Annotated in this window: 24 protein-coding genes; 3 read left to right on the forward strand and 21 right to left on the reverse strand. The window is 65.4% G+C overall.

Annotated features, from left to right (window positions below; all coding sequences use genetic code 11):
• Positions 1-531: 531 nt before the first annotated feature.
• The 13 genes from HNO53_RS19350 to HNO53_RS19410 all read right to left on the reverse strand — a co-directional run bounded on the left by HNO53_RS19350 (position 532) and on the right by HNO53_RS19410 (position 13076).
• On the reverse strand, positions 532-1092 hold the full coding sequence (locus HNO53_RS19350) for a dihydrofolate reductase family protein (protein ID WP_209474416.1): 561 nt from the start codon (positions 1090-1092) through the stop codon (positions 532-534).
• Between the two features lie 91 nt (positions 1093-1183).
• The gene (locus HNO53_RS19355) at positions 1184-1810 is read right to left on the reverse strand and encodes a glutathione S-transferase family protein (protein WP_209474418.1); all 627 of its coding nucleotides are present in this window, start codon (positions 1808-1810) and stop codon (positions 1184-1186) included.
• A 210-nt stretch (positions 1811-2020) separates the two neighbouring features.
• The gene (locus HNO53_RS19360) at positions 2021-2176 is read right to left on the reverse strand and encodes a hypothetical protein (protein ID WP_209474420.1); all 156 of its coding nucleotides are present in this window, start codon (positions 2174-2176) and stop codon (positions 2021-2023) included.
• 180 nt (positions 2177-2356) lie between these two features.
• Positions 2357-2989, reverse strand: coding sequence for a protocatechuate 3,4-dioxygenase subunit alpha (pcaG, locus tag HNO53_RS19365; protein ID WP_209474422.1), 633 nt, complete (start codon positions 2987-2989; stop codon positions 2357-2359).
• A gap of 51 nt (positions 2990-3040) precedes the next feature.
• Positions 3041-3781 (reverse strand): protocatechuate 3,4-dioxygenase subunit beta, encoded by a 741-nt coding sequence (gene pcaH / locus HNO53_RS19370; protein WP_209474424.1) that lies wholly within the window; start codon positions 3779-3781, stop codon positions 3041-3043.
• A 132-nt stretch (positions 3782-3913) separates the two neighbouring features.
• The gene (gene pcaQ, locus HNO53_RS19375; RefSeq protein WP_209474426.1) at positions 3914-4849 is read right to left on the reverse strand and encodes a pca operon transcription factor PcaQ; all 936 of its coding nucleotides are present in this window, start codon (positions 4847-4849) and stop codon (positions 3914-3916) included.
• A 9-nt stretch (positions 4850-4858) separates the two neighbouring features.
• The gene (locus tag HNO53_RS19380) at positions 4859-6052 is read right to left on the reverse strand and encodes an MFS transporter (RefSeq protein WP_209474428.1); all 1194 of its coding nucleotides are present in this window, start codon (positions 6050-6052) and stop codon (positions 4859-4861) included.
• Between the two features lie 126 nt (positions 6053-6178).
• The gene (locus HNO53_RS19385; protein WP_209474430.1) at positions 6179-7378 is read right to left on the reverse strand and encodes an alpha/beta fold hydrolase; all 1200 of its coding nucleotides are present in this window, start codon (positions 7376-7378) and stop codon (positions 6179-6181) included.
• A gap of 73 nt (positions 7379-7451) precedes the next feature.
• On the reverse strand, positions 7452-8654 hold the full coding sequence (pcaF, locus tag HNO53_RS19390; protein WP_209474432.1) for a 3-oxoadipyl-CoA thiolase: 1203 nt from the start codon (positions 8652-8654) through the stop codon (positions 7452-7454).
• A gap of 152 nt (positions 8655-8806) precedes the next feature.
• A complete protein-coding gene (locus tag HNO53_RS19395; RefSeq protein WP_242597478.1) occupies positions 8807-9595 on the reverse strand; it encodes a CoA-transferase subunit beta in 789 nt (262 codons plus the stop codon).
• The gene (locus HNO53_RS19400; protein ID WP_086508614.1) at positions 9595-10425 is read right to left on the reverse strand and encodes a CoA transferase subunit A; all 831 of its coding nucleotides are present in this window, start codon (positions 10423-10425) and stop codon (positions 9595-9597) included. Before HNO53_RS19400 ends, HNO53_RS19395 begins: the two co-directional genes overlap by 1 nt.
• Positions 10426-10693: 268 nt before the next feature.
• Positions 10694-11524 (reverse strand): 3-oxoadipate:acetyl-CoA acetyltransferase, encoded by an 831-nt coding sequence (locus HNO53_RS19405; protein WP_209474433.1) that lies wholly within the window; start codon positions 11522-11524, stop codon positions 10694-10696.
• Between the two features lie 214 nt (positions 11525-11738).
• A complete protein-coding gene (locus tag HNO53_RS19410; protein ID WP_209474435.1) occupies positions 11739-13076 on the reverse strand; it encodes a class-II fumarase/aspartase family protein in 1338 nt (445 codons plus the stop codon).
• A gap of 151 nt (positions 13077-13227) precedes the next feature.
• On the opposite strand from HNO53_RS19410, the gene HNO53_RS19415 reads away from it, so the two are divergent.
• Positions 13228-14013, forward strand: a complete 786-nt coding sequence (locus tag HNO53_RS19415; protein WP_209474437.1) for an IclR family transcriptional regulator domain-containing protein — start codon at positions 13228-13230, stop codon at positions 14011-14013.
• A gap of 74 nt (positions 14014-14087) precedes the next feature.
• The gene (locus tag HNO53_RS19420) at positions 14088-15044 is read left to right on the forward strand and encodes an AEC family transporter (protein ID WP_209474439.1); all 957 of its coding nucleotides are present in this window, start codon (positions 14088-14090) and stop codon (positions 15042-15044) included.
• A 64-nt stretch (positions 15045-15108) separates the two neighbouring features.
• On the opposite strand, the gene HNO53_RS19425 is transcribed toward HNO53_RS19420, so the two are convergent.
• The 6 genes from HNO53_RS19425 to napE all read right to left on the reverse strand — a co-directional run bounded on the left by HNO53_RS19425 (position 15109) and on the right by napE (position 19791).
• On the reverse strand, positions 15109-15711 hold the full coding sequence (locus HNO53_RS19425) for a NapC/NirT family cytochrome c (protein ID WP_209474441.1): 603 nt from the start codon (positions 15709-15711) through the stop codon (positions 15109-15111).
• A 10-nt stretch (positions 15712-15721) separates the two neighbouring features.
• Positions 15722-16186, reverse strand: coding sequence for a nitrate reductase cytochrome c-type subunit (locus HNO53_RS19430; RefSeq protein ID WP_209474443.1), 465 nt, complete (start codon positions 16184-16186; stop codon positions 15722-15724).
• A gap of 13 nt (positions 16187-16199) precedes the next feature.
• The gene (napA, locus tag HNO53_RS19435; RefSeq protein WP_209474445.1) at positions 16200-18695 is read right to left on the reverse strand and encodes a nitrate reductase catalytic subunit NapA; all 2496 of its coding nucleotides are present in this window, start codon (positions 18693-18695) and stop codon (positions 16200-16202) included.
• A complete protein-coding gene (locus HNO53_RS19440; RefSeq protein WP_209474446.1) occupies positions 18676-18972 on the reverse strand; it encodes a chaperone NapD in 297 nt (98 codons plus the stop codon). The genes napA and HNO53_RS19440 overlap by 20 nt, the downstream gene beginning before the upstream one ends.
• Entirely contained in the window at positions 18969-19505 is a 537-nt protein-coding gene (gene napF, locus HNO53_RS19445; RefSeq protein WP_209474448.1) for a ferredoxin-type protein NapF, read from the reverse strand. Before napF ends, HNO53_RS19440 begins: the two co-directional genes overlap by 4 nt.
• Positions 19506-19587: 82 nt before the next feature.
• The gene (napE, locus tag HNO53_RS19450) at positions 19588-19791 is read right to left on the reverse strand and encodes a periplasmic nitrate reductase, NapE protein (RefSeq protein WP_209474450.1); all 204 of its coding nucleotides are present in this window, start codon (positions 19789-19791) and stop codon (positions 19588-19590) included.
• A 109-nt stretch (positions 19792-19900) separates the two neighbouring features.
• On the opposite strand from napE, the gene HNO53_RS19455 reads away from it, so the two are divergent.
• Complete coding sequence (locus HNO53_RS19455; protein ID WP_209474452.1) at positions 19901-20407, forward strand: DUF4142 domain-containing protein; 507 nt, start codon at positions 19901-19903, stop codon at positions 20405-20407.
• Positions 20408-20461: 54 nt separating this feature from the next.
• On the opposite strand, the gene aroQ is transcribed toward HNO53_RS19455, so the two are convergent.
• Both aroQ and glnE read right to left on the reverse strand, forming a co-directional pair.
• Positions 20462-20905 carry a type II 3-dehydroquinate dehydratase gene (gene aroQ, locus HNO53_RS19460; protein ID WP_209474454.1) on the reverse strand — a complete coding sequence of 148 codons (444 nt, stop codon included), beginning with the start codon at positions 20903-20905 and terminating at the stop codon, positions 20462-20464.
• Between the two features lie 40 nt (positions 20906-20945).
• Entirely contained in the window at positions 20946-23927 is a 2982-nt protein-coding gene (gene glnE / locus HNO53_RS19465) for a bifunctional [glutamate--ammonia ligase]-adenylyl-L-tyrosine phosphorylase/[glutamate--ammonia-ligase] adenylyltransferase (protein WP_209474456.1), read from the reverse strand.
• Positions 23928-23934: the final 7 nt, after the last annotated feature.

A 23934-nucleotide genomic window follows, 5' to 3' on the forward strand; every position in this document is an offset into this window, starting at 1 on the left:
CAAACGGCCACCGCCGAGTTAGCGGCCCCGATTAGCAGCCAACACGGCGGCGAGGCCTCCCTGCAGGTCCTTGACGAAAGATTCGGGCACTTCCAGCGACGGAAAGTGCCCTCCCTTTTCGGCCGTGCTCCATCGCACGATCTGCCGGTAACGCTGCTCCGCCCAGGGGCGCGGACACTTCTCAATGTCGCGGGGGACCCTTTAGCCTCGATGTTGGCGGTGACGGAGCCGAAGGCACGATATTGCCTTGCGAAACCCACGCCTGGCCCCGCCAAGCAGCTTGGCAAACAATGCGGCGCGCAACCGGGCATTGCGGCGCTCGATTTGACGCATCTTCGGGTCGGGGTTATGGAAGGCCATCGCCACCTCTGCAGTCACTGAGTAGCGTAGCAAGCTCGGCGCGGTTACTCCCGGTTCGGCACCGCCCCCGAAATGGAGAAATCGGTCAGAAGCAGACGTTCAGGTGACTTTGATTTAACGCTTGAGATCAGTGGCGAGGCCGCGCAGCAGATCTTCCGCTGCAACCTGCTGTTAGTTGCGCGCACGCCGATAGTGCATAGCGACTGCACCGTTGCGAAGCGGGGTTGCCGAAACCAGCTCGAGCCGTCGCGTGTTGGGCAGCCCGCTCTCGTACAGGGTCGGTCCGTGACCGACGATCCGGGGGTGGACGAGGAGCTTGTACTCGTCGATCAGATCCAGCCGGTCCAGCTCGGTCGCGAGCCTGCCGCTACCGAGGAGTACGCCGTCCGGGGTCGCATCCTTGAGCTTCTGTACACCCATGCGCAAGTCGCCGGAGAGATGGTGACTGTTGGTCCACGGGAAGTCCTTTCGCGTCGAGGACACCACATACTTCGGCTTGGCCTCCAGCTTGACCGCCCACTCTCGTATCGCCGGTGGTGCCTCCGCGTCGCCGCGGACGACTGCCGGCCAGTAGTTCTCCATCATCTCGTAGGTGACGCGACCCCATAGCATCGCCCCGCCCTCATCCATGAGGCGGGTGAAGAAGGCGTGTGTCTCGTCGTCGGCGATCCCTTCCTGGTGATCGATGCAGCCGTCCAGGGTGATGTTGAGACTGAAGGTCAAGAGTCCCAAGGTATCCTCCGCTCGAAATACGCAACAAGCCGCTCCCCGTCTGGTTCCAGGGGCAAGTAGGCCACATTCGCATGCACATTGATGGGTTAGGCTAACTCTCCATCGCCGCAAACGCCTCAGCAATGGTAGGCGGCGCCGTGGGGCGAGCATACATCGTCTTCAGGAACCCCCTCAGCCTGGGGGCATCGCCGAGCATGTTCTCTTCGTTGGCCCAATCCAGGGTGTAGGCGGCGTTGAAGTCGGCGACGCTGAGCCGGTCGCCGACCACGTATTCGCGCCGTTCCATGTGCCGCTCGAGTACCGTCACCATCGCCACGCACTCCTGCCTGGCCTGGTCGACGTCCTGTGGCAGGCGCTTCTCGTCGGGGTAGATGAAGGTATGACGAGCGATGCGCCACAGCGGCTGCTCGATCTCGGTCACCAGGAAGAATATCCAGCGATACAGCTGGGCTCTCTCCTCCACAGCCTCTGGAATGAAACCCGCCTGTGGATATTTCTCGGCCAGGTAGAGCTGGATGGCGGACGATTCGGTGATGACCTGGTCACCGTCGACCAGCACCGGAACCTTAGCGGCGGGGTTAAGTGCGAGGAAGTCTGGCTGGTGGTGCTCTCCTTGCAGGAGATCCACAGGGATCAGCTCGTACTCCAGGCCCAGCTCGTTGAGTAACCAGACGGCGCGCAAGGCGCGGGTCGGCGGCGTTCCGTAGAGTTTCATCATGTTCCGGCTCCTTCGATTGGCAGGCACTCGCTATTACTAACTCATGAGCCTGTCGAACGAGCGCAGATGGAATCGACAACGAGAGTGGAGGCATCGCTGCCGCAGCTGGAGGGTTTGCCTCACCCATAACGAGAAGAGCCAGCGCAGTGCACTGGCTCTTCTCGTCGTGTCAGGTTGCCGGGCCGACCGGGCCAGGCACAGCCTCGGCCCTTAGAGGTAGTAGTTACGCAAGATAGGCTTGTACTGTTCGTAGGCGCTTTCGGTCATCCGCTCGAGCAGGCGATAGGCGGCAGAGCGGATACGCTTGCCCAAGGGAGCGCTGGAATGGGTAGCGGTCGCACGGAAAGAGAGCGTCTGGGTGGTCATGGCTGGGTATCTCGGTTACTTCATGAGGATGCTAACAGTATACCCGAATCATAGACTTTAGTCGAATTTATTCGCCTTTAGTCGCATGCCCTGCGTCATACCGATAGCCAAAAAACCGAGAGCCAGCGCATAGGCTGGCTCTCGGTGTCTTGCGCCTTCTTAGGGCAGTCTCGCTGCGGATCAGAAATCGAAGAACACCGTCTCGCCTTCGCCCTGCAGCCTGATGTCGAGGCGGTAGCGTACCTTGCCGTCGGCCTCTTCGCGCTTGGCGATGAGGGTCTGGCGGCGGGTCGGCGATTCGATGCGCGATAGCACCGGGCAGGCGGCGTTGGCCTCGGCTTCGTCCTCGAAGTAGAGACGGGTCTGCAGCTGGATGTTGATGCCGCGGGCGAAGATCGCCAAGTTGATGTGTGGTGCCATGAGCTGGCCGCTGGGATGGGCCACCGGGCCGGGCTTGACGGTCTTCAGCGACCATTCGCTGCCGTGGTCGAAGGTGGTGGCGGTGCGCCCGAAGCTGTTGAACGGCTTCTTCAGGTCGAACTCGGGCTGGTAGACGCCGTTGGCGTCGGCTTGCCAGGCCTCGAGGAATGCGTCGCGCACCAGGTCGCCGTTGCCGTCGATCACGGTGCCGACGACTTCGATCAGCTCACCCTCGGCTCCTTCCCGGGCCATCTCGTTCCAGATCTCCTCGTCGCGGGTCGGGTTGCCCGCGGCGGCCAGGGCCAGGCCGATGTGCACGTAGGGCCCGGCGGTCTGGGAGGCGGTCTCGCGCAGCATCAGTTCGCTGGTGGGAACGCTGTTCGGCTGTTTCATTTGATATCCCTCACTGATTCTCGAACCCGCTTACTGGTTTTCGAACCCGTTTTATTGGTTTTCGAAAAAGGTCTGCAGCTCGCCGCGTACCACCAGGTCGAAGCGGTAGGCCAGGCAGTCCATGGGCTTGCTGCGCGCCATGTCGAGGCGGCCGATCATGGTCTCGACCGCGGCCGGGTCCTTGATGGTATTGACGATGGGGCACAGCGGAATCAGCGGATCGCCCTCGAAGTACATCTGGGTGATCAGGCGGGTGGAGATCGAGGGGCCCATCACCGAGACGTGGATGTGCGAGGGGCGCCAGCTGTTGGGGTCGTTGGGCCAGGGGTACGGGCCGGGCTTGATGGTGCGGAAGCGGTACCAGCCCTGCTCGTCGGTGAGGGTACGGCCCACGCCGCCGAAGCCGGGGTCGAGCGGGGCGAGGTAGCGGTCGTTCTTGTGACGGTAGCGCCCGCCGGCGTTGGCCTGCCACATCTCGACCAGGGTATGCGGCACCGGCTTGCCGAACTGGTCGATCACGCGACCGAACATGATGATGCGCTCGCCGACCGGCAGGCCGGCCGCGCCCGCCAGCGCGGGGTCTTCACGGAAGTTGAGCAGCAGGTCGTTGTCGTGGGGGCCCATGCGCAGGTGGCGGAAGTCCGGGCCGGTGAGTTCGGAAGCGGTGGCTTGCTGCATGCTGGCCAGGGCCTGCTGCGGCGAGCGGGGCACGCTGGTCTTGTAGCCGGGGGCGTAGGCCGGGGGATGCCAGTTACGGTCGCGCTCTACGAAGCGCTTGTTGTGATCTTGCATGGCGTGTCGTCTCTTGGGGAGAGTGGTCTTGTCTCGCCCAGTTTGACGTCTCGCCAAAGCCCCGCCAATTGACGACTCGGGCAACCCTCATAACCGCCGGGTTATGCTGCACTGCCGTTGTGACGGCTGTTATCAGCTGCTCCCGGCGCCGCGCTCGGCGCTCACTTCGCGCAGCACTTCGCAGAAGGCTTCCAGCGCCAGGGTGGGCTGCATGCTGGCGTTATAGCACAGCCCCACGGAGCCGCCGCGGGGTTCCAGCTCGATGCCGAGGCGACACAGCCGCCCCGCCGCCAGGTGTTCGGCCACGGCCTCTTCGGGCGCGACCCAGATGGCGTCGCTCTCCAGGGTGTAGTGGCGGCTGATGGGCAGCGAGAGCGTCTCCAGCCGCTGGCTCATCAGCGTCAGCGAGTGGCGTACGCAGAAGCTGTCGACCTGCTGGCGCAGGGTGGTTTGCAGGGGCGGCAACACCCAGGGGAATTCGCCCAGCCGGGCGGCTTCGAGCGGCGCGATGCCGGCCAGCGGGTGGCCGCGGCGCACGCACAGCAGCAGCGGCTCGTAGTAGAGATGCTCGAAGGCCAGGTCGCGGATCTCGCGGGCCTCGGTCATGCGTCCCACCACCAGGTCCAGTTCGCCGCGGCGCAGGCGCGAGAGCAAGAAAGCGCTGGCGCCGGTTACCACGTTGACGCCCACCGCGTTCTGCCCGCCGGGCGCGGCGTGCCAGCGGCGGATGGCCTCGGGCAGCAGTTGGCTCTCCACCGTGGAGAGCGCGCCCACGCGCAGGTCGTGGGCGCCCAGGTGCGCGTCACCGACCGCCGCCACGCCCTCTTCCAGGGCGCGCATGGCCGGTCCGGCATGGCGCAACAGGGTCAGGCCCGCCTGAGACAGCGCCACGCCCTGGGGCGTGCGTTCGAACAGCGAAGCACCAAGGCTCTCTTCCAGCTCGCGAATGGTCTTGGAAATACCCGGCTGGGTGATCGCTAGCCGCTCGGCGGCCCGGGCGAAGCTGCGCTGGCGGGCCACCTCGAGGAAGGCCTGCAGATGGCGCAGCTTGATACGGGCGTTGAGCATGGAGTGTTCCTACTGGCGTGAGGCGAGCAGCCGCGGGGTGACGGCCATGGCGACCAGGCTGATCAGCAGTGTCGGCAGGAAGGCCAACGCCACGGTTCCCGAGAGATCATTGAGCCAGCCGCCGACCACGGTGATGCCGAATACCAGAAGGTACCCGAAGAACAGCATCCCGGCCATCAGCCGCGGCAGCGCCTCGAGGCGCACCAGCCACGCCGGCAGCGCCAGCACGAAGATGAACAGCGCACTGGTGAAGAAGCCGAACACGCCCGCTGCCCACACCACGTGGCCGCCCGGCAGCCACAGCATCAGCGGCAGGGCCAGCAGCGCCAGGGCGGTGATGCCGATCAGCGGCCGGGGCCGCCCCATCAGCCGGTCGGCGTAGAAGATCAGCAGCGCCGAGGAAAGCATCTGGGCGCCGTTGAGCGCCGTGAGGCTGGGCGCCAACAGGTCGAGGCGTACACTCTCCTCGAGCAGCGGCGGCAGGAAGACGTTGCCAGTGAAATAGAGCGCCGCCGCCGCGCCAAGAAGGGCCACCAGGCGCCACATGCGCCCGTCGCGCACGTTGGGCAGGGTCAGGCTGGCGCTGCGGGAGCCGTTCGCCATGGCCGGAAGCTGCCGACAGCCGACGATCAGCGCCAGCATCAGCAGCGGTACGGGCGTCACCCACAGGGCGAAGGCCCACTGCCAATGGGCACCGAGCCAGGCTGCGGCCAGGGGGCCGGTGGCGCCCGCCGCCAGCAGCTCGCCCACCAGCAGACCGTTGGTGTAGACCGCCGAGGCGCGGCCGATGCGACCGGGCGCCCACAGCTTGGCGAGCACCGGCATCGCCGTCTGCATGAAGGCGATGCCCACCCCCATCAGCACGGTGGCCAGCATGAAGGCGGTAAAGCCCTCGGGCAGGCTGCGAAGAGCGCTGCCGACGGCCATGATGGCGAGCCCCAGCAACATGCTGGGCAGCGTACCGACCCGCGCCAGCAGCCAGCCGGCCAGCAGGGCACCGAAGGCCAGCGTGACCAGCGGCAGGCTGGTGGCGATCGCCACCTCGCTACTGGTAAAGCCCAGCACCGCCTTGAGCTGAGGGATTAGCGGCGGCACCACCAGCACCGTTAGGCGCAGATAGAGCCCCAGGCACCACAGCAGGCCGTAGGCCAGCAGGGCCTGGCGCAGCTCGCTCGGCGGCGGTGTGGTGGTCTCCTGAGTCATGTCCTGCTCTCCTGGTCGCGAATGCCCTGCCCATAAAGCCGAAACCGGCCAAAGGCCGGTTCGGATGATGCCATGCGGCACAGCTTATTAGCACTCTAACGAAAGTCTGGGGACTTCTCGGGAGAGTTAACTCAGCTCTCCACCCCACCCTTCTTTCTTGGCCAAAGCAAACGCATGGTTCGCCGCCGGCACCCCGGCGTAGATCGCCACGTGCATCAGTACCTGGCGTAGCTCCGCTTCGGAGAGGCCGATGCGCTTGGCGGTCTTGAGGTGCAGCGTTACCTCCTCGCGGCCCAGCGCGGCGAGGATGCCGGTGGTGATCAGGCTGCGCTCGCGGCGGGTGAGGTCGTCGTTGCTCCACAGCTCGCCCCAGGCCAGCCGGGTGATCATCTGCTGGAAGGGGGCGTCGAGGCTGTTGGCGTTCCGGCTGGCGCGGGCGACGTGTTCCTCGCCGAGCACCTGCTTGCGGGTCTCGAGACCCTCGGCATAGCTCACGCCGCGCTCGTCGACGTCCTCACGCTCGCTGGCCATCCACAGCAGCAGCCGCTTGGCCATGGCGGCGGGCGCCTCCACCGAGGGCACGTGGGCGATGCCTTCGAGGATCTCCAGCGGCGCGCCGCCACACTCGGCGGCCAGGACCTGCAGGGTCTCCGGCGGGGTGGCCACGTCGGCGCTGCCGCCGAGCAGGTGCACGCCGATGCCCGGATGCTCGGCGAGCGGCCCTTTCAGCTTGCCGCGGAAGTCGGTGCGACCGAGCATCTCGCACAGGCGGGCGTAGGATTCGTCGTCGCCGCGGCCCATCTGGGTGCACCAGCCGGCCTGGAGCGCCGGCTCGGCCTCGAAGCAGGCCGGCGCGAACCAGCGCGGCACGATCTCCTCGGCCATGGCCGCCAGGCCTTCCTGGCGAATGCGCCCGGCGCGGGTGGTCCACAGTTCGGCATTGCCGATCACCGCCCCGGTGTTGGTCAGGGTGACGGAGTAGAGCCGCTCGGCGTGCTCACTGATCAGCTGCTGGCCGACCACGCCGCCGATGGAAGTGCCGACGAAGTGGAAGCGCAAGGCGCCGGCATGTTCGACCAGCGCCAGCGCCTCCCGGGCCAGTGCCGCCGGGGTGATCTCGCCGCCCTCGGCCGGCCAGGCCTGGCTGGCACCGTGGCCGGGCAGGTCCCAGGTCAGCACGCGGTAGCGCGGCAGCAGCGCCGGCAGCAGCTCGTCCCACACCGCCTGGCTCATGCCCAGCGGATGCGCCAGCACCACCAGCGGCAGCGCCTCGGGGCCTAGCAGGCGATAGGCGACGCTGCGGCCGTCGACGGTCAGAAATGCCATGATTCTTCTCCCAGCAGTGCAATGGGAAAGGCCGGCAGCTCGTCACCACCGGCCTGGTTCCACTCTATTTCTATTAGGCCTTCTCGATCAGGGTCGCAATCCCCTGCCCCACGCCCACGCACATGGTGCACAGCGCATAGCGCTTGCCGGTGCGCTGCAGCTCATGGGCAGCGGTGAGCAGCAGGCGCGCGCCGGACATGCCCAGCGGATGGCCGAGTGCGATGGCACCGCCGTTGGGGTTGACCCGCGGGTCGTCGTCAGCGAGCCCCAGGTCCCGCGTGCAGGCCAGGGCCTGGGCGGCGAAGGCCTCGTTGAACTCGAAGATGTCGATCTCGTCCAGCGTAACGCCGGTGCGCTCGAGCAGCTTGCGTACCGCCGGCACCGGGCCGTAGCCCATGATCCGCGGCTCGACGCCGGCCGTGGCCATGCCGATGATCCGGGCCATGGGCTTGAGGCCATGTTGCTCCACCGCGGCCTGGCTGGCCACCAGCATGGCGGCGGCGCCGTCGTTGACGCCGGAGGCGTTGCCGGCAGTGACGCTGCCGCCCTCGCGGAACGGCGTCGGCAGCCCGGCCAGCTTCTCCAGGGTGGTCTCGCGCGGGTGTTCGTCGGTGTCGAACACCAGCGGCTCCTGCTTGCGCCGGGGGATCTCGATCGGCGTGATCTCGATGGCGAAGCGACCCGCCTTCTGGGCGGCGGCGGCCTTCTGCTGGGAGCGCAGGGCGAAGGCGTCCTGGTCCTCGCGGGAGATGTTGAACTGCTCGGCGACGTTCTCGGCGGTCTCCGGCATGGAATCAATGCCGTGGGCCTTCTTCATCAGCGGATTGACGAAGCGCCAGCCGATGGTGGTGTCCTCGATCTTCTGGCCGCGGGAGAAGGCGCTGTCGGCCTTGCCCAGCACGTAGGGCGCGCGGGACATGGACTCCACGCCGCCGGCCAGGGCCAGCTCCATCTCGCCGGCCTTGATGGCGCGGAAGGCGGTGCCTACCGCGTCCATGCCGGAGCCGCACAGGCGGTTCATGGTGGTGCCGGGCACCGAGGTGGGCAGGCCCGCCAGCAGGGCGGACATGCGCGCCACGTTGCGGTTGTCCTCGCCGGCCTGGTTGGCGCAGCCCATGAACACCTCGTCGATGGCGGCCGGGTCGAGATCCGGGGCCTCATTCAGCACCGCCTTGAAGATGGTGGCGGCGAAGTCGTCGGGGCGAACGCTGGCCAGGGTGCCACCGAAGCGGCCGATGGCGGTGCGCCGCGGATGGCAAAGGAATACGTCGGTCATACATTATCTCCTTAATTCGATGCCAGAACGCGTCGAGCGATGGCCAGACAAGGCGAGAGACAGCGAAAAAGCGGAGTTTACGAATGGGTAAATGAGCATTTTGAGCTGTCTCTCAACGCCGTATGGCCAAGCGCAGGCCGTTCTGGCGCGAATTACGCACCGGCATGGGCACGGGCGGTACGGTCCTTGAGTTCGCGCAGGACCTCGAGCTCGCGGGCCGAGGGCTCCGGGGTGCTCTCCAGCGTCTCGGCGAAGCGGATCTCCCAGCCGGTGGCTTCGATCACGTCCTCGCGGGTCACGCCCGGATGCAGCGACACCACTACCAGCTCCTTGGTCTCGGGGTCGGGCTTCATCACGCACAGGTCGGTGATCACTCGGGTCGGCCCCTTGCCGATGTTGGGCACGCCGTCGCGGCCCTTGCCATCGCGGCCGAAGCCCAGGGTGGTGACGAAATCGACGCGGTCGACGAAGGCGCGCTTGGAGTGCTTGAGAGTGATGAAGACTTCGCCGGCATTCGTCGCAATCTCCGGCGCACCGCCGCCGCCCGGCAGGCGCACCTTGGGCTCGCGGTAGTCGCCGATCAGGGTGGTATTGAGGTTGCAGTAGCGGTCGATCTGGGCGGTGCCGAGGAAGCCCACGTCGATCTTGCCGCCCTGCAGCCAGTAGCGGAACATCTCCGGCACCGAGACGGTGGTGAGCGCCGTTTCGGCCAGCTCGCCGTCGCCGATGGAGAGCGGCAGCACGTCGGGCTTGGTCTGCAGGGTGCCGGATTCGTAGATCAGCACCACGTCCGGTGCATGTGTCAGGCGCGCCAGGTTGGCCGCCTCACTGGGCAGGCCGATGCCGACGAAGCAGGTCATGCCATTCTGCAGAGCACGGGCCGCGGTGACGGTCATCATCTCTGACGAGGTGTAGTCCAGGTCCTTATCGACGGTACTCATCAGGCGTTCCCCCCTGCTTTCATGACGTTCTCTTCGATCCACCGGGTGAAGGTGTCGCGGTCGCGGGCGATACCGTCCCACTCCTTGTAGAAAGCGTTGTTGCGCGGGTAGTAGCCATGAGCATAGGAGGGCAGCGAGCCCTTCTCGGCCACGGCGATGGCGCTGATGGCCCAGCCCGGGATGATGCAGGCGTTGGGGTGATAGTCGGCCTCGGCACGCAGGTCGTCGACGATCTCCTCGACGGTGACGATGCTCTGCTTGGCCGCCAGCACCGCCTCCTTCTGCACGCCGACGATACCTTCGACCAGCACGTTGCCGGCGCGGTCGGCTTTCTGCGCGTGGACGATGGAAACGTCGGGACGCACAGCCGGCACCGCGGCCAGGCGCTCACCGGTGAAGGGGCACTCGATGAACTTGATCTGGTCGTTGACGCTGGGCAGCTCACTACCCACGTAGCCGCGCAGTACGGCCAGCGGCAGGCCGGCGGCGCCGGCCTCGAAGGCGCAGGCCATGGCGGCGTGGCTGTGCTCAAGGATTTCGACCTTGTGCGGCCAGCCCTTCTCCACCGCATCGCGCAGGCGGTGCAGCGAGCCCACGCCGGGGTTGCCGCCCCAGGAGAAGATCACCTTGCGGGCGCAGCCGGCACCGATCATCTGGTCGTAGACCAGGTCCGGCGTCATGCGGATTAGGGTCAGGTCACGCTTCTTCTGGCGGATTACCTCGTGACCGGCGGCAAAGGGAATCAGGTGGGTAAAGCCCTCCATGGCCACGGTGGCGCCGTCTTCGACATAGCGTGCCACCGCGTCACGGAGGCTCAGGAATTCGGCCATGGTATCTCTCCTGGGCGCTCTCGTTAGAGTTCGAATAGCGAACTTTGTTTTGTGATGCGAACAAGTTAACGCCAAGTTCGTTCGATCGTCAAATTCGCCGCTGACGAAACAGGCGAGGGGAGGCCAGGCCTCCCCTCGTTCGGAACATGGAAATCGATGCTTTTCAGCTAATTAACCACTCTGTAACCAGGCGGCAGCACGACGCACCTGCGCCAGGCTGCTACCAAGGTATAAGGTGGGGTCCGCGCATCTGTTGCCTCCGGCAGTCTCAGATAGAAGCCAGGCCGAGGATCTCGCGCGCCTGCTGCCAGGTGGCCACCGGTCGCTCGTACTTCTCGCACAGTGCCACGGCACGCTCGACCAGGGCAGCATTGGAAGGTGCCAAGGTGTCGCGGTCGAGTCGCACGTTGTCCTCAAGGCCGGTGCGGGTGTGGCCACCCGCGGCGATAGACCATTCATTCAATAAAAGCTGGTTGGGGCCTATGCCGGCACCGCACCACTGGGCATCCGGGGCCAGGCGCTTCAGGGTCTCGATGTAGAAGTCGAAGGTAGGCTTGTCCGCCGGCATGGCGTTCTTGACCCCCATCACGAACTGAACGTAGAGCGGCGCCTTGAGCTTGCCCTGTTTCGAAAGATTTACCGCCTGGTGGAGGTGGGAAAGATCGAAGGCTTCGATTTCAGGCTTGATGGCGTACTTCAGCATTTCGTCGGCAAGCCACTCCACCAACTGCGGCGGGTTCTCGTAGACGCGGTTGGGAAAGTTGTTGGAGCCCACCGAGAGACTGGCCATATCCGGCCTGAGCGGCAGCATGCCGCCCCGCTCCTGGCCGGCACCGGAGCGCCCGCCGGTAGAAAGCTGAACGATCATCCCCGGACAGTGCTTTCTGAGCCCTTCCAACAACCGGGCGAACTTTTCGGGGTCCGATGTCGGGCTCTGGTCGTCGTTGCGCACATGACAGTGGGCGATGGTGGCCCCGGCTTCAAACGCCGCCTGGGTACTCTCGATCTGCTCCTCGAGGGTAATCGGCACTGCAGGGTTGTTCTCCTTGCGCGGCAAGCTGCCGGTGATGGCAACACAGATAATGCAGGGATTGGACATGACGGCCTCTTGAGGTACCGGAGCGCAGCCAGGCACTGATTCGAAGAGGCCTGGAAAGCACTTCGTTTTAGTTCGCATAACGAACATAGGTTTTTTATACGAACAACCTAGCCCCCATGAACCTCCGCCGTCAAATCAGCAAGCGCACATAAAAGCAAAGGGGAGGCCAGGCCTCCCCTTTGCAGGAATACGAAAAGAAAGTCACTTCAAAGCGTTATTCATCCAGCCAGGCCATGGCTCGCCGCACCTGTGCCAGGCTGCTACCAAGGTATAGAGCGGGGTCCGTCGCCTGGCGCAGCGCCTCGACATCGAGCTTGCCGTTTACTTCGGCTTTCACTTCGTCATGCGCCTCGAGCGCCTCGGTGTAGGGAATGCCCTGCAGGCGCGCCGTTTCGGCGGCCTCGGCGCTGATTCGCTTGGCGGCATCCTGGCCCAGCATCGGCGCCAGCAGGCGTGACACCGGCTCGGCCATGATGCCGCCGCCAGTGGCGGCCAGGTTGCGGCGCATCGCCTCGGGATTCACCTCGAGCCCTTCGAGCAGCACGGCAGCCTGTTCCAGTGCCCCCTCCAGCAGCAGCGCGCTGTCGACCAGCGGCGACCATTCGGCGTGCCATTCGCCAAGGCCCCGCTCCAGCGGCTGGGCGGTGGCATTGAGCAGCACCGTGGCATGACCATGCACCTGACGCGCCGCGCCACGGATCATGGCGCAGCGCACCGGGTTACGCTTGTGCGGCATGGAGGAGGACTCGCCCATGCCCGGAGCGGAAGGCTCCGCCACCTCGCCCACCTCGGTCTGGGTCAGCAGTGCGATATCGAGGGCCAGCTTCTCGGCCGCCCCCGCCGCGGCGTCCAATGCCGTACCCAACGCATGGATCGGCTGGCGGTCGGTGTGCCAAGGAAGCACCGGGGCACTCAGGCCGAGGCGCGCAGCCAAGGCGTCCATAAAGTCGAGACCCAGCTCGTCTAAACCAGAATGCACGCCCACGGCGCCACCGAACTGCACCGGCAGCTCAACGATAGCCAAGCGGCGACGCGCCTGTTCCAGGCCGATGGCCCAGTGCGCCACCTTGACGCCGAAAGTCATCGGCAGTGCCTGCTGCATCAGCGTGCGGCCTACCATCACCGTCTGCTGATGGGCCTGCATCAACGCAATCGCCGCTGTGCGACAGCGCAGCAGCAGCGCATCCAGCGCGGCGAGCCGCGGCTTGAGCAGCAGCATCAGCGCCGAATCGATCACGTCCTGGCTGGTGGCGCCCATGTGCCAGTAGCGCTTGAGCGCGTCGGGCAACGCCGCGCGCCCCTGCTTGACGAAGGGAATCGCCGCGTTGCCGCCGCTGGCGATGCCCGTGGCGATCGCTGCCGTGTCGAAGGCGTGGCGTTCCAGGCAGCGGCGCATTTCCGCACTCGCGCCCTGGGGTACGGCGCCACGCACCTCCTGCACCTCGGCCAGCGCCAGCTCGAAAGCCAGCATGGCCTGCACCATGGAATCGGCATGACACTCGGCCAATGCCGTTTGGCTCATGAAGGGGTGCTGAAGCAGGGCGTCAGGCATAATCATGCTCTCCTCAGGAAGGGCTGGCTCAGGCTCGAGGCAGGCTCAGATCCAGCTTAGCCCATAGTCGTACATGTGTTCGCAAAACGAACACTATGCTAGATTGAAGGGCTCAGATGGAGCAACTCACAAAGGACAAGACGGGAAAGAAATGACACCCGAGGAAGAGGTTCTCAGCCCGGACGACCGGGACTTCGTCACTGCACTGGCCAGCGGCCTGGAGGTCATCCTGGCCTTTGACGACGCTCACCCGCGCATGACGCTGAGCGAGGTCGCCAGCCGTACCGGCATGAACCGCGCCCGCGCCCGGCGCTTCCTGCTCACGCTGCATGCCCTTGGCTATGTGCGGAAGCAGGGCCGCAACTTCGAGCTGGCCCCGCGGGTGCTGCAGCTCGGCTATGCGTTTCTCTCCGCCAACAACTATCGTAGCGTGATCCAGCAGGTGCTGGAGGATATCACCGCCGAGAGCGGCGAATCCTCCTCGCTGGGCGTGCTCGACGGCGACGAGGTCACCTACGTGGCACGCTCCTCGGCCCGCCACCGGCTGATGGCGATCACCCTCTCCGTGGGTACCCGGCTGCCCGCCGCCCACACCTCGATGGGGCGCGCGTTGCTGGCCCAGCTTCCCGATGCCGAGCTCGACGCCTTCCTGGAGCGGGTTACGCTTACGCGCTACACCGACAAGACCGTGACCGACAAGGCGGCACTGAAGAAGTGCATCCTCAAGGTGCGCCAGCAAGGCTACGCCATTGCCGATCAGGAGCTGGATTCAGGGCTGCGCTCGCTCGCCGTGCCGGCCTTCGACGCCAACGGCAAGCTGCTCGGCGCCATCAACATCAGCACCAACGCCGCCCGGGTGGATCTCGATACCTTGATGAAGGAGTACCTGCCGCTGTTACAGCAGAAGGCGCGTGATATCCGTACCACCATCAGCTGACCCGCCCACCATCATGAACACGGCCGACCGGGATCGCCCCCGGCCTGCCGTAGCTGCCCTGGCACGGAGCCCGAATGCTCGAGATACTCGCTATCACCACGCCGATCTTCCTGCTGATCGGCACCGGCTACCTGGCCATGGGTGCCCGGTTGGTGAACCGGGAGCAGTTGCAAGGCGTGGCTACCTTCGTGCTCTACTTCGCCCTGCCCGCTTTGGTTATCCGGGCACTGACGCAAAACCCTCTCGACCAGGTGCTGAATACTCCCTACCTGCTGGCCTATGGCCTGGGCTCGGTGGCGGTGTTCGCTTTTGCCTTACTGCTCACCGTGGGCCTGCAGGGCAAACCGCTCAGTGAAGGCGCCTTGCACGCTTTGGGCATGTCCGCTTCCAACAGCGGCTTCATCGGCTATCCCGTTGCCGCCATGGTGCTTGGCGTCTCTCCGGCGGCGGTCATCATGGCGCTCAATTTTCTGATCGAGAATCTGTTGATCATACCGGCGGCGCTGATCCTGGCCGAGGCCGGGCGCCAGAGCGGTAGGGGGATCGCCAGCGTGACACGTAAAACCCTCCTGCGCTTGATCCGCAATCCGATCCTGGCCGGCCTGGCGACAGGGCTGCTACTTGCCGTGACGGGAACATCCTTGCCCGGTCCGCTGGTTCAAATGATCGACATGCTGGCCAATGCCGCCGGCCCGGCAGCACTGTTCGTGATCGGCGGTACCCTTTTCGGCCTGCGGGTGCGCGGCATGCTGGCAGATGTTGGTCAGATCGTCGCCGGTAAACTGATCTTCCATCCACTGGCAGTGCTGGGGCTGTTTCTGGTGATGCCGCAGCCCGATCCCGCCATGATGGCCGGTGCCCTGCTGTTTGCCTGTGCCCCGATGATCAGCGTGTATCCGTTGCTCGGTCATCGCTATGGCATGGCAGGCGTCAGTGCCGCCGCCTTGATGGTGGCCACGCTAGCCGCTTTCGTGACACTGAGCGTGGCCATCTGGGGGATGAGTCAAGCCGGCCTGCTGCCAAGCCACTGAATCCAAGTCGCTGTCGCCGCGTGTCGATGCGTCGGCCGCAGGTCTGCTAGTGCCGATGCATCGCTCACTCCCAACCCTCGACACCGGCCATGTCCGGCAGCTCATGGGCGATGCCCTTGTGGCAGGTGATGCAGGTGGCGTCGCCGTTGATCAACCCCCGCCGGTGCGCATCAGCGGCCCTGGAACTCTGTCGGGTGAAGTCCATGGCGTCCTCGTCGTGGCAGTTGCGGCACTCCAGCGAGTCGTTGGCTTCGAAGCGGCGCCACTCGCGGGAGGCCATCTCCAGGCGATGGTCGAGGAACTTCTCGCGGGTGTTGATGGTGCCGAAGATCTTGCCCCATACCTCCTTCGAGGCCTGCATCTTGCGCGCGATCTTGTCGGTCCAGTCGTGCGGCACGTGACAGTCCGAGCAAACCGCCCGCACCCCCGAACGGTTGGTGAAGTGTATGGTGGGCTGGATCTCCTCGTAGACGTTGGCGCGCATCTCGTGGCAGCTGATACAGAACCGCTCGGTATTGGTCGCCTCCATGGCGGTGTTGAAGCCACCCCAGAACAGCACCCCGCCGATGAAGCCCCCCACGGTAAGGAACCCCAGGCTGAAGTAGCCGCTGGGCGAGTTGAAGATACGCCAGAAGACCGAGAGCAGGTTCTTGATACGTTGGATCATGCAGCGGACCTCACTCTTCCGTCTCGCGTGGTTGGCGGAGGATTTCGGCAATGTCGACGAAGCGGTTCTCGACCGTCAGTGGCGCCTCCGTCTGCGGCACGTGGCACTGGTTGCAGAAGTAGCGGCGCGGCGAGAGTTCGGCGAGGAAGTTGCCGTCGCGGTCCATGTAGTGGGTCACGCTGATCATCGGCGCTTGGGTATCGCCGACCCGCTGCCGGCTGTGGCAGCTCATGCAGCGGTTGGCGTTAAGGTCGACCTGATAGTTGTCGATCTTGTGCGGAATGGTCGGCGGCTGCATCGGGTAGGCGCGGACTCGCCGCTGGTCGTCGTTCACGACGTCGTAGAGCGGTTCGGGAGTGCGCTCCTCGAGCAGCGGCACGTGGCCGCGCAGGGCATCGAGTTCGCCCTCCTGGGCGAGCACTCCCAGGCTGATCGCCAGCACAGCGATGGCGATAGCGGTAGTAATAGTACGCATCGTGCTTCCCTCCCTAGACCGGCTCGATCCGGCAGGCGCACTTCTTGAAGTCCGTCTGCTTGGAAATGGGGTCGGTGGCATCCAGCGTGACCTTGTTGATCAGTTGGCTGGCGTCGAACCAGGGCACGAACACCAGTCCCCTGGGCATGCGATTGCGCCCGCGGGTCTCGACACGCGAGTTCATCTCGCCGCGGGCGCTGACGATGCGCACCTCGCTGCCGCGGCGCACGCCAAGCTGACGCGCGTCCTCGGGATGCAGGTAGACCACCGCCTGGGGGAAGGCGCGATGCAGCTCGGGCACGCGCCGGGTCATCGAGCCGGAGTGCCAGTGCTCGAGCACCCGGCCGGTGACCAGCCACATGGGATACTCCTCGTTGGGCGACTCGGCGGGCGGCTCGTAGGGTACGGCAAAGATCACCGCCTTGCCGTCGGGATGGCCGTAGAACTGAATGTCACGACCCTCCTCGACATAAGGGTCATACTCGCCGTTATAGCGCCAGCGGGTCTCCTTGCCGTCGACCACCGGCCAGCGCAACCCGGTGGTCGTGTGGTAGACATCGAAGGGCGCCAGGTCGTGGGCCTTGCCGCGGCCGAACTTGGCGTACTCCTCGAACAGCCCTTTCTGGACGTAGAAGCCGAAGTGCTCCGCCTCTTGGTTGGCGTACTCCTCGTCGAGTTCTTCCAGGGCATACGCGTCGACCTGACCATTGCGCCACAGCACGTCGAACAGGCTACGTCCCTTGTACTCAGGGTTGGCGTCGAGCATCTCCTGGGGCCACACCTCGTCGGTGGTGAAGCGCTTGGAGAATTCCATCAGCTGCCATAGGTCGGAACGCGCCTCGCCTGGTGCTTCGACCAGTTGGTGCCAGAACTGGGTACGCCGCTCGGCGTTGCCATAGGCGCCCTCCTTCTCGACCCACATGGCAGTAGGCAGAATCAGGTCGGCGAGTTCGGCGGTCACGGTGGGGTAGGCATCCGAGACGACGATGAAGTTGTCCGGGTTGCGGTAGCCGGGGTAGGTCTCCTCGACCATGTTGGCCGCCGCCTGGACATTGTTGTTGCACTGCACCCAATAGGCATTGATCTCGCCGTCATTGAGCATGCGGTTCTGCAGCACCGCATGCGCGCCGGGCTGTGCCTGGATGGTGCCCTCGGGTACCTTCCAGACCTTTTCGGCGAATGCCCGGTGCCCTGGGTTGTTCACCACCATATCCGCCGGCAGGCGGTGGGCGAAGGTGCCTACCTCGCGTGCGGTGCCGCAGGCCGAGGGCTGGCCGGTCAGGGAGAAGGGGCTGTTGCCCGGCGTCGAGATTTTTCCGGTCAGCAGGTGGATGTTGTAGATCATGTTGTTCGCCCAGACCCCGCGGGTATGCTGGTTGAACCCCATGGTCCAGAATGACATCACCCGGGTGCCGGGATCGGCGTAGAGTTCCGCGAGTTCGTCGAGCCGCCGCTTGGGCACGCCCGAGATTTCGGTGACAGTGTCGGCATCGTACTGCTGAAGAAATTCCCGGTAGCGCTCGAAGTCGATGTCCTTGGCACCGCCCGGGTCGGCAGCGTTGTCCGCCATTAGCTCCAAGCGATGCTCGGGGCGCAGGCCGTAGCCGATCAGGGTGTTACCCTCCTTGAAGCGTACGTGCTTGTTGACGAAGTCCCAGTTCACCCGGTCGTTTTCGATGATGTAGCGCTGGATGTAGTTGAGGATCGCCAGGTCCGCCTGGGGCGTGAATACCATCGGCATGTCGGCCAGCTCGAAGGAGCGGTGCTCGAAGGTAGAGAGCACCGCCACCCTCACATGGGGAGCCGAGAGTCGCCGGTCGGTCACTCGCGTCCACAGGATGGGGTGCATCTCGGCCATGTTGGAGCCCCACAGCACGAAGGCATCCGCCGCCTCGATGTCGTCGTAGCAGCCCATCGGTTCATCCATACCGAAGGTGCGGATGAATCCGGCCACCGCCGAGGCCATGCAGTGGCGCGCATTGGGATCGATATGGTTGGAGCGGAAGCCCGCCTTCATCAGCTTGTTGGCGGCATAGCCCTCCCACACCGTCCACTGGCCGGAGCCGAACATGCCGATGCCCTGGGGGCCCTTCTCGCGCAGCACGGCCTTGTACTTGTCGGCCATCACGTCGAATGCCTCGTCCCAGCTCACCGGGGTGAACTCGCCCTCCTTGTCGTAGACGCCGTTGCGCTTGCGCAGCAGCGGCTGGGTCAGGCGGTCCTCGCCATACATGATCTTGGACAGGAAGTAGCCCTTGATGCAGTTGACGCCGCGATTGACCGGAGCGTTGATATCGGCGTGGGTGGCCACCACCTGGTTGTCGCGCGTCGCCACGTTGACCCCGCAGCCCACGCCGCAGAAGCGGCACGGCGCCTTGGACCACTTCAACTGCGACTGGCTGGCGTCGGTGACCACGTTCTGTGCCTGGCCGGTTGTGCTGATCCCTGCCGCCGCGGTGGCCGTGGTCGCCGCCGTGGCCTTGATGAAGTCACGTCGCGTCAGCGTCATAGCTCATCTCCTCCATCTCCCTGTCCAGTTCGTCGGCGCTCTCCGCATGGTGATAGACCAGGCTCACCGACAGCACGCCGGGCGCCTGCTGCAACCCTTCAATGAATGTCACGATCTCACGCTGTCCCGCCGTCTCCAGAACCAGCACCATCTTGCCGCACGGGTCCTTGGCGTGGACCTCGACGCCCGGATGGGCCTGACAGTGCTGGCTGACCTCCTCGATGCGCTCCGGCTGAAGCTGCACGACCAGGCTCGAGATATGCACCTGAGCGTTCATGTCTCCTCCTCAAAGCGGGCGGTCTGTAGGCGGGGGGAATGACTCGTGCTCGGCGGGTCGATCGCTACCGCCTGGGTGGGGCATACCGATACGCAGGCGCCGCAGCCGTTGCACGCCTCGCTGTCGACCGTGGGTTCCGGCACGCGCTGGGCATTGAAAGAGAAGTGGATCGCGCCGGCTTCGCAGCTCTCGCCGCAGCTGCGGCAGTAGACTCCCTGCGGCCCCAGGCATGCCGGCCCGATGGCCGCAACGTGTCGCCAAGGGTGGTCGCGCTCGGGGTCGCGAAAGGCGTTTTCCTCGCAGACTTCGACGCAGGCACGACAGAACGTGCACTCACCCAGCCGGAAATCCACCTGCGGAAAACCGGCCGCATCGCGCACGATGATGTCGGTCTCGCAAGCCTGTAAACAGTCGCCACACTGGCTGCAATTTTCCAGAAATTGTGGCTCGTCACGGGCCCAGGGTGGCCGCAGCGCAGAGGGGCATTCGAGGCGCCCCTTGAGCAGCGCCCGCCGCGAGGGTTCCACGCCCATTTCGGTTCTCCACGGTCTTTGTTATTTCAATTCTGTTTCGTGATTTTTCTTATTTCGTTTTTCTTATCTATCTCTCGGCCCGCTAGCCGGGCGGACCGGGAGGTCCGGCAAATATCTGGAAGATCCAAACGGCGAAGCCGTAGCCCGAGACCACGAGGACGGCAAGAATCGGAAACAGGATGCCGGCGAGGAACAGGAACACCAGCAGCTCCCGCTTCTTCTCCTGCCGCTCTTCGGGCGTCTGTGGCTTGCGCTTGCGGCTGGAATTGTCGACGGTTCTTTGCATGAATCGGCACCAGAGCGAGACGTCTTGTACTACCGTAGGAAGCAAAGAGGTATTGCGCAAACCGGATTCGAACTCGCTCATCATTAAGGCAACAAGCGGGAGCAACGGAATGAAAATCTTTCTCTCGAAGGAATCGATCATCCTGGGGGTGGTACTGGTCTGCCTGCTGGCGGGGACGGCACTGGCGCAGGAGAACGAGGATCGCGAAGCGATCCAGGCCAGCCTGCGCGCCCTGCACCAGCACCAGGCCGACCTGGCGGAGCTCGCCGAGGAGCGTGCCGAAGGTGACGAAGTCGTCCAATTGGCCAACACCCTGCGGCGCGACCACGCCATTCTCGACGAGTGGCTGGCCGAGGCTAGCGAGGACAGCGGCACCCCGCATGACGAGCACGCCCTGCATGACCGGGACGCCTTCGAAGCCTTGCGCGAACTGGAGGGCGAGGCGTTCGACGAGACCTTTCTGTCCTACCAGATGGAACTGCATGTGGCCGCGATCGAGTACCTGGAGCAGAACCGTCCTCAGGGCGACGGGCAGCTCGACGAGTTCAACAACCACCTGCTCGTTACCCACGAGACGCTACTCGTCAATCGCGAGCTGATCGACTCGTTACTCTAACGGGATCATGCCAAGGCCCGCTGGCGTGGGAAGGGCACGTCAGCGGGGGCCGGCTCAGGTGCGCTCGGCAGCGCGAATCACGGCGTCCAGCGCGACAAGGTAGCCCAGGCTGCCGAGCCCGGCGATGACGCCGTCGGCGCGCAGCGAGACGTAGGAGTGGTGGCGGAAGCTCTCGCGCTTGTGCACGTTGGAGAGGTGCACCTCGATCACCTTGCCCTCGAAGGCGTTGAGCGCGTCGAGGATCGCCACCGAGGTATGGGTGAAGGCGGCGGGGTTGATAATGATCGCCACGGTGCCGTCTTCGCGGGCGGCGTGGATGGCATCGATCAGCACGCCCTCGTGATTGCTCTGCAGCGCCTTGATGTCCCAGCCGTTGATGGCGGCTTTCTCGTATAGCGCATTGTTGATGTCGTCCAGCGTCTCGCGACCGTAGATCTCCGGCTGTCGGGTGCCCAGCAGGTTGAGGTTGGGGCCGTGCAGGATCAGCACCTTGTTCATCGTTATCTCTCTCGTGGCAAAGGAATCGCATGGGTAAACGTCATGCCGCAGGCTCCAGCAGCCGCTGCCAGGCATCGATCACTGCCTTACGGTGAGCGTGAAAATCGGCGTCGCGTCCGCGGGCGGGCTGACGGGTCAGCGAGGCGCGGTGCGCGGCGCTGCGCAGGGCCAGGTAGGCCTCGCGCAGGCGTTGGCACTCCTCGGCAGGCAGCCGAGCGCTGCTCTCCAGCGTCTCGAGGATGCGCATGTTGTCGCTCCACTGCAGCAACTCGGGCGTGTCGTGGCCCATGGAGAGCACCGCGAACTGGCACAGGAACTCGATGTCGACCATGCCGCCGGGGTCGTGCTTGAGGTCGAACTCTCCCTCCCCGCTCTTGCCACCCAGGTGGTCGCGCATCTTCCGGCGCATCTTCACCACTTCCTCGCGCAGCGCCTGGCAGTCACGCTGGCTCCCGAGAATTTCGCGGCGCACCGCATCGAAGCCTTCGGCCAGGCGCGGATGGCCGGCCACCACGCGCGCGCGCACCAGCGCCTGGTGCTCCCAGGTCCAGGCCTCGCGGCGCTGGTATTCGCCGAAGGCCTCGAGGGTGCTGGCCAGCAGCCCGGCGTTGCCCGAGGGACGCAGGCGCATGTCCACCTCGTAGAGCGTGCCAGCCGGGGTCACTGCGGTGAGCAAGTGGATGATGCGCTGGCCCAGGCGGGTGAAGAAGACCGGCGTGTCGATGGGGCGCGCGCCGTCGGTTTCGCCCTGGGAGTCGGCATCGTGGATGAACACCAGGTCGAGGTCGGAGCCGTAGCCCAGCTCGATGCCGCCCAGCTTGCCGTAGCCGACGATGAGAAACTCGGGGTCGGCTCCGGCACGCGAGCCGTCGCGGCGCAACGGATAGCCGTGCTTGCGCGTCAGGTGGCGCCAGGCCATGCCCACCACCGTTTCCAGCAGCACCTCGGCGATGTAGGTGAGATAGTCGCTCACCTTCATCAGGTGGCGGGTGCCGGCGATGTCGGAGGCGGCGACGCGCAGCACGTGGGCGTGCTTGAACACCCTCAGCGCCTCGAGTTGGGCCTCCTCGTCGTCCTCGGGAATGCGTCCCAGGGCCTGGCGCAGCTCGTCGGCCAGGCGCGCCTTGTCGGCAGGGGTATAGAGCGTATCCGGGGTCAGCAGCTCATCGAGCAGGATCGGATAGCGAGCCAGTTGCTCGGCGATCCATGGGCTGGCGCCGCACAGTCCCATGAGGTGGCTCAGCGCCTCGGGGTTTTCGCGCAGCAGCGCCAGGTAGGCGGTGCGCCGCAGCACCGACTCGATCAGCGGCAGTACCCGTTCGAGTGCGGTATCGGGGGCGTCGCTGGCGGCCACGGCATCCAGCAGCAGCGGCATCAGGGCTTCGAGACGGTCGTAGCCGATGCGCTGCATGGACTGCACCTGGCGCGACTGGCGCAGGGTCGAAAGGCGTCGCTGAGCCGCCTCGGGCTCGGCGAAGCCCGCCTCGGCCAGCCACTCCTGCCCCTCCTGAGCTTCCAGCTCGCCGCACCATAGTGAGCGCCAGTCGTAGAGCGACAGGATGCCCTCGCCTGGCGCCTCGCTCGTTTCGTCGAGCTCCTCCTCGGGGTCGGCGATCACTGCATCGAAGTGCTGGCGCACTCGGCCACGCACTTCATCGAGCCGCGCCACGACGGCCGGCCAGTCCTCCAACTCCAGGGCCAGGGCAATTCGTTCGCGATCCAGCTCGTCGTCGGGCAGGCTCTGGGTCTGGCGATCCTCCAGCGCCTGCAGCGCATGCTCGAGATCACGCAGGAAGACGTAATCGGGCTCGAGTTCATCGACGACGTCCTGCGGCAGCAGGCCGAGCGCTGGCAGGCGAGTCAGCGCGGTGCGCAGCGAGGTGACCTGCAGTTCGGTATCGCGGCCGCCGCGGATCAGCTGGAAGGCCTGCACCACGAACTCCACTTCGCGGATGCCGCCAGGACCGAGCTTGATGTTGGCCTGCATACCCCGGCGCTTCACCTCGCGGTTAATCAGCGCCTTCATCTCGCGCAACGACTCGATGGCGCCGAAGTCGAGGTACTTGCGGTAGACGAAGGGCCGCAGGTTGCCGAGCAGTTCGCCCCCGGCCCCCAGGTCGCCGGCCACCGGCCGCGCCTTGAGCATGGCGTAGCGCTCCCACTCGCGGCCCTGGTCCTGGTAATAGGCGGCCAGCGACGAGAAGTTGCCGACCAGCGGGCCACCGTCGCCCAGCGGGCGCAGGCGCATGTCGACGCGGAAGACGAAACCATCGGCGGTCACCGCATCCAGCGCGGCGATCAGCTTCTGCCCCAGCTTGGTGAAGTATTCCTGGTGCTCGAGCGACTTGCGCCCACCTTCGGTCTCACCCTTCTCGGGATAGGCGAAGATCAGGTCGATGTCCGAGGAGAGGTTGAGCTCACCGGCACCCAGCTTGCCCATGCCCAGCACCACCAGCCGCTGCTCACTGCCATCGGCGCGCAGCGCCGGGCGTCCCCAGCGCGGCTCGAAGTGCTGCTCGAGCCAGCTCAGCGCCCCCTCGAGACACACCTCGGCCAGCCGCGACACCGAGGCGGCCGTGGACCACATGTCGATGTCCGACGGCCGGGTCAGGTCACGCCACACGATGCCCAGCATGCGCGCCCGGCGGAAGCGCCGCAGCGCCGCGTGCAGGGCTGCCTCGTCATCGGCGTTCTCGAGCCGCTCGGCCAGCCAGGCGCCGAGCGTATCGGCGCCGGGCGCCTCATCCAGTTCGCCGCTGGCATCGAGGTGCTGAAGCCAGTCGGGATAACGCACCAGCGTGTCGACCGCGAAGTCGGAAATGGCGATGACGCGCGCCAGTTGACGGCGGCGCGCAGGATCGAGGCCCAGCCAGTTCTCCGAGGGCGGCTCCTGACCGGTCATCTCGGCAACGCTGTCGCCCTGCGCCAAGCTGTCAACCAGACGCTGCCACGCTTTCTCCAAGGCAGGCAGGAGCGTAGGAGGGAGATCGTCGGCGGGCAGGAAGTCGTTGGTTAGGGGCATGGCACGC

Origin of the sequence: Billgrantia antri (assembly GCF_017868935.1) — a bacterium.
GTDB lineage: Bacteria > Pseudomonadota > Gammaproteobacteria > Pseudomonadales > Halomonadaceae > Halomonas > Halomonas antri.

Excerpts from the sequence above, each read along its gene's own strand:
- HNO53_RS19355 (WP_209474418.1), bottom strand. The coding sequence starts at position 1,810 with ATGATGAAACTCTACGGAACGCCGCCGACCCGCGCCTTGCGCGCCGTC.
- HNO53_RS19360 (WP_209474420.1), bottom strand. The coding sequence starts at position 2,176 with ATGACCACCCAGACGCTCTCTTTCCGTGCGACCGCTACCCATTCCAGC.
- pcaG (WP_209474422.1), bottom strand. The coding sequence starts at position 2,989 with ATGAAACAGCCGAACAGCGTTCCCACCAGCGAACTGATGCTGCGCGAG.
- pcaH (WP_209474424.1), bottom strand. The coding sequence starts at position 3,781 with ATGCAAGATCACAACAAGCGCTTCGTAGAGCGCGACCGTAACTGGCAT.
- pcaQ (WP_209474426.1), bottom strand. The coding sequence starts at position 4,849 with ATGCTCAACGCCCGTATCAAGCTGCGCCATCTGCAGGCCTTCCTCGAG.
- HNO53_RS19380 (WP_209474428.1), bottom strand. The coding sequence starts at position 6,052 with ATGACTCAGGAGACCACCACACCGCCGCCGAGCGAGCTGCGCCAGGCC.
- HNO53_RS19385 (WP_209474430.1), bottom strand. The coding sequence starts at position 7,378 with ATGGCATTTCTGACCGTCGACGGCCGCAGCGTCGCCTATCGCCTGCTA.
- pcaF (WP_209474432.1), bottom strand. The coding sequence starts at position 8,654 with ATGACCGACGTATTCCTTTGCCATCCGCGGCGCACCGCCATCGGCCGC.
- HNO53_RS19395 (WP_242597478.1), bottom strand. The coding sequence starts at position 9,595 with ATGAGTACCGTCGATAAGGACCTGGACTACACCTCGTCAGAGATGATG.
- HNO53_RS19400 (WP_086508614.1), bottom strand. The coding sequence starts at position 10,425 with ATGGCCGAATTCCTGAGCCTCCGTGACGCGGTGGCACGCTATGTCGAA.
- HNO53_RS19405 (WP_209474433.1), bottom strand. The coding sequence starts at position 11,524 with ATGTCCAATCCCTGCATTATCTGTGTTGCCATCACCGGCAGCTTGCCG.
- HNO53_RS19410 (WP_209474435.1), bottom strand. The coding sequence starts at position 13,076 with ATGCCTGACGCCCTGCTTCAGCACCCCTTCATGAGCCAAACGGCATTG.
- HNO53_RS19415 (WP_209474437.1), top strand. The coding sequence starts at position 13,228 with ATGACACCCGAGGAAGAGGTTCTCAGCCCGGACGACCGGGACTTCGTC.
- HNO53_RS19420 (WP_209474439.1), top strand. The coding sequence starts at position 14,088 with ATGCTCGAGATACTCGCTATCACCACGCCGATCTTCCTGCTGATCGGC.
- HNO53_RS19425 (WP_209474441.1), bottom strand. The coding sequence starts at position 15,711 with ATGATCCAACGTATCAAGAACCTGCTCTCGGTCTTCTGGCGTATCTTC.
- HNO53_RS19430 (WP_209474443.1), bottom strand. The coding sequence starts at position 16,186 with ATGCGTACTATTACTACCGCTATCGCCATCGCTGTGCTGGCGATCAGC.
- napA (WP_209474445.1), bottom strand. The coding sequence starts at position 18,695 with ATGACGCTGACGCGACGTGACTTCATCAAGGCCACGGCGGCGACCACG.
- HNO53_RS19440 (WP_209474446.1), bottom strand. The coding sequence starts at position 18,972 with ATGAACGCTCAGGTGCATATCTCGAGCCTGGTCGTGCAGCTTCAGCCG.
- napF (WP_209474448.1), bottom strand. The coding sequence starts at position 19,505 with ATGGGCGTGGAACCCTCGCGGCGGGCGCTGCTCAAGGGGCGCCTCGAA.
- napE (WP_209474450.1), bottom strand. The coding sequence starts at position 19,791 with ATGCAAAGAACCGTCGACAATTCCAGCCGCAAGCGCAAGCCACAGACG.
- HNO53_RS19455 (WP_209474452.1), top strand. The coding sequence starts at position 19,901 with ATGAAAATCTTTCTCTCGAAGGAATCGATCATCCTGGGGGTGGTACTG.
- aroQ (WP_209474454.1), bottom strand. The coding sequence starts at position 20,905 with ATGAACAAGGTGCTGATCCTGCACGGCCCCAACCTCAACCTGCTGGGC.
- glnE (WP_209474456.1), bottom strand. The coding sequence starts at position 23,927 with ATGCCCCTAACCAACGACTTCCTGCCCGCCGACGATCTCCCTCCTACG.